The following is an 8,107-nucleotide window of genomic DNA, read 5'->3' on the forward strand; positions in this document are numbered from 1 at the left end:
TGGCTGTTTGACCTCGTCCGCCGAAGCTCAAATAGCGCGAGGATGGGTGGAGCGATCGCGTCCGCCATAGCTCAACGAGCGAAGGCGGAAGCGATACCCATCAATTGGAGTTTTGCGCAGGTGACGGGTTTCGCGAAGGGCTCAATCCATCCTACAGGACTGCAAATTTTGCCGAGCGGAAAATTTTACACGCGCTGCTTTTTCCTCCTAAGCAAGAATCGATCTATGACGTGTTGTCCGCCACGTGATCGACCGATCGCTTGCTCGCCGTCTTCTTGGCGCCCCGGCGCTGTGTTGGTGCGCACGGACAATGGTGGCATCGATCATCCTGTATAAATGCGCTCGAAAACCCCGCTCTTGGCCCACCGGTTGAAGCGCTGGCAGACGACTTGATTAAACTTTCAAATACCAAGCCCTTTCGAATGCCAGGTCCCTTCAAATGACAAGTCCTTTCAAATGCCCGTCTCGGCACGGCACTTGCTTCCTCTCACGTGGTATCGCTTAACCCTGGAGATTTATTGAGATGAGCGTAGGCCCTATCCCTCTGGTTGCCGTAGGAACCCTTTCTGGCAACCTGCCAACAGGCGCAGGCGCGAAGACTCTTGGCGCGCCTCCACTGGCTCCGGGTGAGTCATTCAAACCCGTCAGCCTTGACGAGAGCAATGCAGTCACTGGCTTGACGTTCGATCCTTTTCCGGCACCAAAAACCAGCGCGGATACGCCAGACACGGCGCTCATGCAGCAGCAACTCCTGGCTATTCAAGAGCGAAACCAATCATAATTCGACCAGGACGGAACGTCAGCACGCAGGATGGATGGAGCGACCGCGTCCGCCATAGCTCAACGAGCGAAGGCGGAAGCGATACCCATCAATTGGAGTTTTGCGCAAGTGATGGGTTTCGAGAAGGCCCATCCATCCTGCAGGACCAGGTCCTGCCATCATATTTAAAAAATTTATACAAAGTCGCTCGAGATCGACAATCTGCCGTCAACTCTACTCTTTGAGGACCGCTCAACCTCCGCGTGATAGGCTCGGCCACACAAGGCTAGGCACAGCGCGCGCGCAGCGGAAGTCGCACCAACCATGAAGCAATTTTTACTCGCTACCGTCGCCGGGTCGGTTTTTTTCCTAACCTCGGCGCTCTTCGATCAGCGGGCAGACGCGGCCTCCGACGAATTGGATTATTTCCATAAATGCGTTTACCAAGAGCTGACGGTCGCGCTACGTCGCTCCGTTATGATGTACGGTGAAGACGTCCTGCACCGTGACCACACTGACATTGACAACAGTGTATTTGCAATTTGCAGGCAACGATCAATCGATAACTCATACCGTATCGATGAGCTGACCTACGTTCACGACGCAGTAGAGGCGTTGTTTAAACAGGCCCAAAAGCTCACCGAATTGCAGCAGCAGTGGAAGGCTGACCCAGAGAAAGCTCTTGAGGATCAAGCAGTGCGGGCTTATTCCTTCTGTCTGGAAGGCACTTCGCGGCGTCTATCGCGCACTTCCAACGACGACGCTGAAGTAATTGAGCAAACAGCGTTCGCGGCATGCGCGAAAAACAAACAACTGGTATTCGATACATTTCGTGGCCACAGTCATTCCTTTAGCTCCGATGCGATGGCGACCTTGGAGCAGGAATTTCAGCGCAAATTGCCACAGATAGTCGTCAAAACGCGCGACGACGTACGGCAAGCCGCGCACCAATAGTGCTCGCTCCCGACGCCGATGGTTTGGTCGTGCTATGAGATGTCGAGTTTACGGCAGGCCAGTTCAGATGACAAAACCTACGGCGCCCCTGGCACGGCACCTACCGAAGATTGCCGGCCCAAATATCACTAGGTTGTAAACGCTAATTTCATCAACCTTCCGCTCGCCGAATGCTCAATTTTGGATTAAGCGGGTAGCGCGCAGGATGGGCGAAGCGACCTCGTCCGCCATAGCTCAACGAGCGAAGGCGGAACGATACCCATCGATTGCAGCCTACGCAGATGATGCGTTTCGCGAACGGCTCAACCAATCTGCCGAACTAATTACCGAGCTTGATGCCGGCATCCCCAATCACTTTCGCCCATTCGGGCGTTTCTTTCCTGATCACTGCGGCGAACTCGGCCGGCGTGTTGCCGACCGGCTCGAGGCCGAGCTCGTCGAACTTCTGGCGCAGCTGCGGCATCGCCAGCGCCTTGACGGTCTCATCATGCAATTTATCCAGAACATCGTTGGGCGTGCCTGATGGCGCGAGCAGGCCGAACCAGGGCACGGCCTCGAAGCCGGGGAATCCGGATTCCGCCATGGTCGGCAGTTCGGGCGCCAGCGCCGAGCGTTTGATCGAGGTGATCGCCAGCGCACGCAGTTTGCCTTCGCGCGCCAGCGGCAGCACGTTGACGATATTGGCAAACGACAGGCTGATCCGGCCGGCGACCAGGTCGGGCATCAGCGCCGTGGTGCCGCGATAGGGTACCGCTGCGATATCGAGATGCGCCATGTATTTGAACAATTCGGCGCCCAGATGCTGCGACGTGCCCACCCCGGCATGACCATAGGAAAGCTTGCCGGGTTTTGCTTGGGCGAGCGCCACCAGTTCCGCCACCGTCCGGACCGGCAGTTCGGGCGGAACGGCGAGCACGTTCGCCGCGATGAACACCTGCGAGATCGGTGCAAAATCCCTGACCGGATCGAATGACAGCGTTTCATACAGGCTGGGATTGATGACCAGCGAGGAGTTGCCGCCCATCAGCAGCGTGTAGCCGTCGGCGGCCGCCTTGGCGACGCGATCGGTGGCGATATTGCTGCCGGCGCCGGGAATATTCTCGACCACGAACGGCGCGCCCCAGACTTCCGCAAACCGGTCCGCCAGCATGCGCGCCACGAGGTCGGGAGCCGTGCCGGGTGTGAAGCCGACCAGGATCTTCACCGGCCGGTCCGGATAACGCGATTGCGCCGATGCCGTCGGCGCCGCCAGCAGCACCAGCAAAGCGGCGAACAGGCTCAAAGCGAGCTTCATCGTTTCCTCTCACGTCCCGCACGCCCGTTGTGTCCGGTCTTTGCCGCCGGACCTGCCAACAAGTGTCGCACCAGCCAGCAGCGGCTGCAAGGCGGCCGAGATCGCGATCGGCGACGGCCGCAGCCGCGGTCAGGCGACGCCTTCGAGCTGCTTGACGGCTTGGTCGGACAAAACGATCCCGGTCGTCGCCAGATTTTCCTTCAAATGCACCAACGACGAGGTGCCGGGAATGAGAAGGACATTGGCCGCGCGACGAAGCAGCCAGGCCAGCGCGACCTGCATCGGCGTAGCGCCGAGACTTGCGGCGACGGCGGACAAGGTCGACGATTGCAGCGGATTGAAACCGCCGAGCGGGAAAAACGGCACATAGGCGGTGCCGTCACGCGCCAGATCGTCAATCAGCGCGTCGTCGTCGCGGTGCGCCAGGTTGTAATAATTCTGCACGCAAACGATCTTGCAGATCCTGCGTGCTTCCGCAATTTGCGTTGGCGTGACGTTGCTCAGTCCGATGTGGCGTACCAGGCCTTTGCGTTGCAGTTCGGCAAGAACAGTGAGCGGCGCTTCGAGCGAGCCTTCGGCGGGGCCGTGCACGTCGAACATGCTGCGCAGGTTGACGACGTCGAGCACCTCGAGCCCAAGATTGCGCAGATTGTCGTGCACCGCCTGCGTCAGTTCATCCGGTGACATGGCCGGAATCCACGATCCATCGGCGCCGCGCCGTGCGCTGATTTTCGTGACGATGGTGAGATCGTCCGGGTATGGGTGCAGCGCTTCGCGGATGATCTGATTGGTGACGTGCGGACCGTAGAAATCGCTGGTGTCGATGTGGTTCACGCCTTGCGCGACGGCTTCGCGCAGGACCGCAAGCGCCCCGTCATGATCCCTGGGCGGGCCGAAAACGCCCGGGCCTGCAAGCTGCATGGCGCCATAGCCCATGCGATTAACGGCGCGGTCGCCGAGGGTGAAAGTGCCGGATTTTTGAACGCTGGTCATGGTCGTTCTCTTTAATTGTTGTTGCGACCACCCTCAGTTAGACCTTGCCGAAATGCACGAAAATAGGCACAATCTGCACGGGGCGTACGAAAATTCGAACAATGAAAGCCAATCTGGCTGACCTCAGTGCATTCGTGTCGGTGGCTCGCGCCGGCGGCTTTCGCGATGGCGCGCGCGCGAACGGCCTCAGCGCATCCGGCCTGAGCGAGGCGGTTCGCAGGCTGGAGGCGCAACTCGGCATCAGGCTGCTCAACCGAACAACGCGCAGTGTCGTTCCGACCGAGGCCGGCCAGCGCCTGCTGGAGCGGCTCACCCCCGCGCTAACCGAGGTCGAAGCCGCGATCGACGTGGCCCATGGCCTGAGTAACCGGCCTGCCGGGACGCTGAAGCTGAATGTCCCGGTCAGCGCGACGCGGCTGGTGCTGCCGGCGATCGTCCCGGCATTTCTCGCCGCCTATCCCGACATTCGCCTCGACATCATCGCCGAGGAAAATTTCGTCGACGTGCTGGCGGCCGGTTGCGACGCCGGCATCCGCTATGGCGAGCGGTTGGAGCAGGACATGATTGCGGTGCCGATCGGTCCGCGTCAGCAGCGTTTTTCCCTGGGCGCGGCCCCGGCCTATCTCGATCGACGAGGAAGACCCGGGCACCCGCGCGATCTGCTCGACCATACCTGTCTGCAAGGCCGGTTTCCGAGCGGGGCGACGATGAACTGGGAGTTCGAGCGCGACGGTGAAGTCGTCAAGGTCGACGCGACGGGACCCCTGACGGTGAGCCTCGGCGGCGCCACCGACCTTCTCGTCGACGTCGCGATCGCGGGCACCGGCATCGTGTCGTTGTTCGAGGACTGGCTGCGCCCGCATTTTGAAAGCGGCGCTCTCGAACGCGTTCTTGAACCCTGGTGGCAGCGTTTCCCGGGACCTTATCTCTATTATCCCGGGCGGCGGCTGGTGCCGGCGCCGCTGCGGGCTTTTGTCGATTTCATCAAGCTATCGGACCGCAAAATCTAGCGTGAGCCGAATGCGTCGGCGGTTTTACGGTCGGAAAAAAAGCAAGAGAACAAAAGGCCACGCGGGCATTACACCGCATGGCCTTTGCGAGACTGTCCCCCGGGCCCTCCAGAGATTCCGTCTCGGGGTGCATAGTGTGCGGGTCGGAGTGCCTGTCCAGGGTGCGATGGAATTACCCACAGTTCAGGCGACACGCCTCAACCAACCCGTCCGCTTCAAACAGCGTCTTTGGCAACTTTCAGGGGCGACGCCTTGACCGACTTGCTGGCTGGCTTGGCCGCGAACTCCATCGGCTCCTTCGTGAAAGGATTGATACCGCTGCGGGCTTCGGTGGCAGGCTTGTTCACGACCGACATTTTGGCGAAGCCGGGAATGACGAACTCGCCGGATTCATTCAGTTCCTTATAGCCCACAACCGCCATCTGCTCGATGACGGCCTTTACGTCTCCTTTGGAAACCTGAGTTCCCTCTGCAATTGCATCAATCAACTGATTCTTGGTCATCTTGGCCATGATGGATTCCTTTGTGAAGGCTCAGAACAATTCAAAGCGCATGAGCTACGCGGGGCGCGTTACTCGGTCTAAAACGCGGCAAAGCCACACAGTTCGCTTCTTGTTCATGCCTGTGGTCGTGAAGTCACCGGGCTTAAAACCTATCGAGGCCCAAAACGCAAGGAGCAGCTCGGCCTGTGCATGCCGCGGGTTGTCGATCGATCGCAACCGGACACCAAGCCAGTTTTCGAGGGCCTGGATGTGCTTGCTGACGACGGCCGGCGACAAACGCGCCTGACGCGCCGCGCCGGAAAGAAACCACGGCCCATGGTTTGTACCAATCGGGTCGCCACCGGCCCCTTTTGCCAAAAGGGCTTGGCTTGATATGTTTTATATGCTAAACATGCGTTCATGGATCAACAAAATTCAACCGACCCAGCCGAACCCTATGCATCCCCCGCGCCACGCGACGACGCGGCGGGAGACGAGCGCTATCTCGTACCCGCCTTGATGCGTGGCCTGCAGGTATTGCAAGCGCTGTCGGGTGAGACGCGACGCCTGTCGCTCTCGGAATTGGCCGAAGCAATCGGCGTGACCCGCTCGTCCGCCTATCGGCTGGTCTACACGCTCGACCATATGGGCTTCCTGAAATCGGACGCGCAGACCAAGACCTACACGCTCGGGCCGCAGGCGCTGCGGATCGGCTACGCCTATCTGAAGTCGCGCGATCTCGTCGCGGTCGCCGCCCCGCATCTGGAGCATCTGCGTGACGTCACCGGCTGGTCGGCGCATCTGGGCGAACTGCAAGGCCGCGACGTCGTCTATCTCGCCCGCGTGGCGACGCGCCGGTCGGTCGCCAGCAATGTGCAGGTCGGCGCGCGTCTACCGGCTCACGCCACCGCGATGGGCCGCGTTCTGCTGGCCGCGTTGCCCGAAAGCGAAGTCCGCGCACGCTATCGCGACACACCACTGCAATCCTATTCGACCCAGACGCCAGCGACCATCGAGGCCCTGCTGGCGCAATTGAAGATCGATCGGTCGAACGGTTTCGTGCTGCAGGATTCCGGTTTCGAACCCGGCGTCGCCAGCGTAGCGGCGCCGATCCGCGATGTTGCCGGCGACATCGTCGCCGCCATCAACGTTTCCGCGGTGACCATCCTGACCCGCGAGGGCGAACTGCATGGCGTTCTCAAGACCGAAATTCTCAAGGCCGCGGCAGCGCTGTCGCGCGACCTCGGCGCCGATCGCAATCAGGCGACACACGACAAGGCCTGACTTTTTTCAAACCAGAGGAGATGACCATGAACGAAATGAGCCCGCCCCCCGTCAAACATTCCTGGGACCGCCCCGCCGGCACCAGCTTCGAGGCCTGGATCAAAAGCCGCGTCGCCCGCGTCGCCGATCGGCCCTATGACTGGAACGCGCTCAAGTTCCAGGCCGATTTCGATCCCAAATACCGGCGCGCGCAAAAGCGCTTCATCGGCACCGGCGGCACCGGCGTTGCCGCCGACAGCAACGTGATCCCGGCCGAACATTTCACGCTCTCCAACATGATCCTGCCGGTCGGCGCCGAAGGACCGATGCATCTGCACACCGATGCCGAAGAGGTGTTTTTCGTCCTGCGCGGCAAGATCAAGGTGATGGTCGAACAGAACGGCGAAACCTACGACACGGTGCTCGGCGAACGTGACTGCATCTCGGTGCCGCCCGGCCTCTATCGCGGCGAGATCAATGTCGGCGACGAGGAAGCGATCATCATGGTGATGATCGGCTCGCCCAAGCCGGTGACGCCGACCTATCCGGCCGATCATCCGCTGTCGAAGGTCAAGCGCGGCTGAGACCCGGTCTTTAACAAGCGCGCGCAGCCGCGAACCCGAACGGCACCCTCCTCCCAACCGTGGAGGGATGCCGCCAAAACGTTCCCACCCCTTCAGGAGACATCGAACAGTGGCTCTTTCCGGCATAGACGCAGTCATCTTCGGCGTGACCGACATGGCTGAGGCAAAACGTTTCCTCGACGATTGGGGCGTGACGCAAATTTCTGTTGACGCCGACCGTCTGGTTTACCAGACCCGCGACGGCGCAGAGGTCATCGTGCGTCCGATCGACGCGCCTGACCTGCCGGCGCCGATCGAATCCGGCAACACCGTCCGTGAAGTGATCTGGGGCGCCGACAACGCGCAGGAACTGGACAAGACGCTCACCCGATTGAAGGCGGGCGGCGGAGTCGAAACCGGCGCTGATGGCCTCGCCCGGATTTGCGACCCGAACGGCCTGAGTATCGCCTTCCGCGTCAGCCGGCGCCGCGCGGTAGCCGTGGCCCCAACACCCGTCAATGCGCCGGGCGCGCATAATCGCGTCAATCGCCGCTCTCCAATCCACGAGCGCGCCCATCCGATCACCATCGGTCATGTCGTGATGTTCGCCGGCGACTTTCAGGCGATGCGCAGTTTCTACACTGAGCGTCTCGGCTTTGTGATCAGCGACGAATATCCAAATCACGGCGTCTTCACGCGCTGCCAAATCGTTGGCGAACATCACAATCTCTTTATTCTCAACCGTCCCGGAAAACCCGGCGTCAATCACGTCGCCTTCACGGTGTCCG

9 protein-coding genes and 1 pseudogene are annotated in these 8,107 nt (G+C 60.6%); 5 read left to right on the forward strand and 5 right to left on the reverse strand.

Annotated elements, in window-relative coordinates:
• Positions 1-236: 236 nt before the first annotated feature.
• Positions 237-380 (reverse strand): annotated as a pseudogene (locus tag ABR948_RS26015) (IS5/IS1182 family transposase); the annotation flags it as partial.
• Between the two features lie 704 nt (positions 381-1,084).
• Between ABR948_RS26015 and ABR948_RS26020 the strand changes: the two are divergent.
• Complete coding sequence (locus ABR948_RS26020) at positions 1,085-1,714, forward strand: hypothetical protein (RefSeq protein WP_428123441.1); 630 nt, start codon at positions 1,085-1,087, stop codon at positions 1,712-1,714.
• A gap of 319 nt (positions 1,715-2,033) precedes the next feature.
• Here ABR948_RS26020 and ABR948_RS26025 read toward each other — a convergent pair whose 3' ends face one another.
• Complete coding sequence (locus ABR948_RS26025) at positions 2,034-3,008, reverse strand: Bug family tripartite tricarboxylate transporter substrate binding protein (RefSeq protein ID WP_428123443.1); 975 nt, start codon at positions 3,006-3,008, stop codon at positions 2,034-2,036.
• Between the two features lie 129 nt (positions 3,009-3,137).
• Positions 3,138-4,001, reverse strand: a complete 864-nt coding sequence (locus ABR948_RS26030; RefSeq protein WP_428123445.1) for an aldo/keto reductase family oxidoreductase — start codon at positions 3,999-4,001, stop codon at positions 3,138-3,140.
• A gap of 101 nt (positions 4,002-4,102) precedes the next feature.
• Between ABR948_RS26030 and ABR948_RS26035 the strand changes: the two genes are divergently transcribed.
• On the forward strand, positions 4,103-5,011 hold the full coding sequence (locus ABR948_RS26035) for a LysR family transcriptional regulator (RefSeq protein ID WP_428123447.1): 909 nt from the start codon (positions 4,103-4,105) through the stop codon (positions 5,009-5,011).
• A 215-nt stretch (positions 5,012-5,226) separates the two neighbouring features.
• Here the strand turns inward: ABR948_RS26035 and ABR948_RS26040 are convergent, their stop codons facing one another.
• Together ABR948_RS26040 and ABR948_RS26045 are read right to left on the reverse strand one after the other, a co-directional pair.
• On the reverse strand, positions 5,227-5,523 hold the full coding sequence (locus tag ABR948_RS26040; RefSeq protein WP_428123449.1) for an HU family DNA-binding protein: 297 nt from the start codon (positions 5,521-5,523) through the stop codon (positions 5,227-5,229).
• Between the two features lie 45 nt (positions 5,524-5,568).
• Positions 5,569-5,871: a helix-turn-helix domain-containing protein gene (locus ABR948_RS26045; protein ID WP_428123451.1), complete on the reverse strand. Its 303-nt coding sequence runs from the start codon at positions 5,869-5,871 to the stop codon at positions 5,569-5,571.
• Positions 5,872-5,913: 42 nt separating this feature from the next.
• Between ABR948_RS26045 and ABR948_RS26050 the strand changes: the two genes are divergently transcribed.
• From ABR948_RS26050 to ABR948_RS26060, 3 genes are all read left to right on the forward strand, one after another.
• Positions 5,914-6,777, forward strand: a complete 864-nt coding sequence (locus ABR948_RS26050) for an IclR family transcriptional regulator (protein ID WP_428123454.1) — start codon at positions 5,914-5,916, stop codon at positions 6,775-6,777.
• A gap of 26 nt (positions 6,778-6,803) precedes the next feature.
• A complete protein-coding gene (locus tag ABR948_RS26055; protein ID WP_428123456.1) occupies positions 6,804-7,340 on the forward strand; it encodes a cupin domain-containing protein in 537 nt (178 codons plus the stop codon).
• A 154-nt stretch (positions 7,341-7,494) separates the two neighbouring features.
• A partial coding sequence (locus ABR948_RS26060; protein WP_428123458.1) for a VOC family protein occupies positions 7,495-8,107 on the forward strand: 613 nt, incomplete at its 3' end.

The organism is Bradyrhizobium sp. (assembly GCF_050014615.1).
Classification (GTDB): domain Bacteria; phylum Pseudomonadota; class Alphaproteobacteria; order Rhizobiales; family Xanthobacteraceae; genus Bradyrhizobium.

Coding starts and splice junctions, on each gene's coding strand:
- ABR948_RS26020 (WP_428123441.1), top strand. CDS start 1,085: ATGAAGCAATTTTTACTCGCTACCGTCGCCGGGTCGGTTTTTTTCCTA.
- ABR948_RS26025 (WP_428123443.1), bottom strand. CDS start 3,008: ATGAAGCTCGCTTTGAGCCTGTTCGCCGCTTTGCTGGTGCTGCTGGCG.
- ABR948_RS26030 (WP_428123445.1), bottom strand. CDS start 4,001: ATGACCAGCGTTCAAAAATCCGGCACTTTCACCCTCGGCGACCGCGCC.
- ABR948_RS26035 (WP_428123447.1), top strand. CDS start 4,103: ATGAAAGCCAATCTGGCTGACCTCAGTGCATTCGTGTCGGTGGCTCGC.
- ABR948_RS26040 (WP_428123449.1), bottom strand. CDS start 5,523: ATGGCCAAGATGACCAAGAATCAGTTGATTGATGCAATTGCAGAGGGA.
- ABR948_RS26050 (WP_428123454.1), top strand. CDS start 5,914: ATGGATCAACAAAATTCAACCGACCCAGCCGAACCCTATGCATCCCCC.
- ABR948_RS26055 (WP_428123456.1), top strand. CDS start 6,804: ATGAACGAAATGAGCCCGCCCCCCGTCAAACATTCCTGGGACCGCCCC.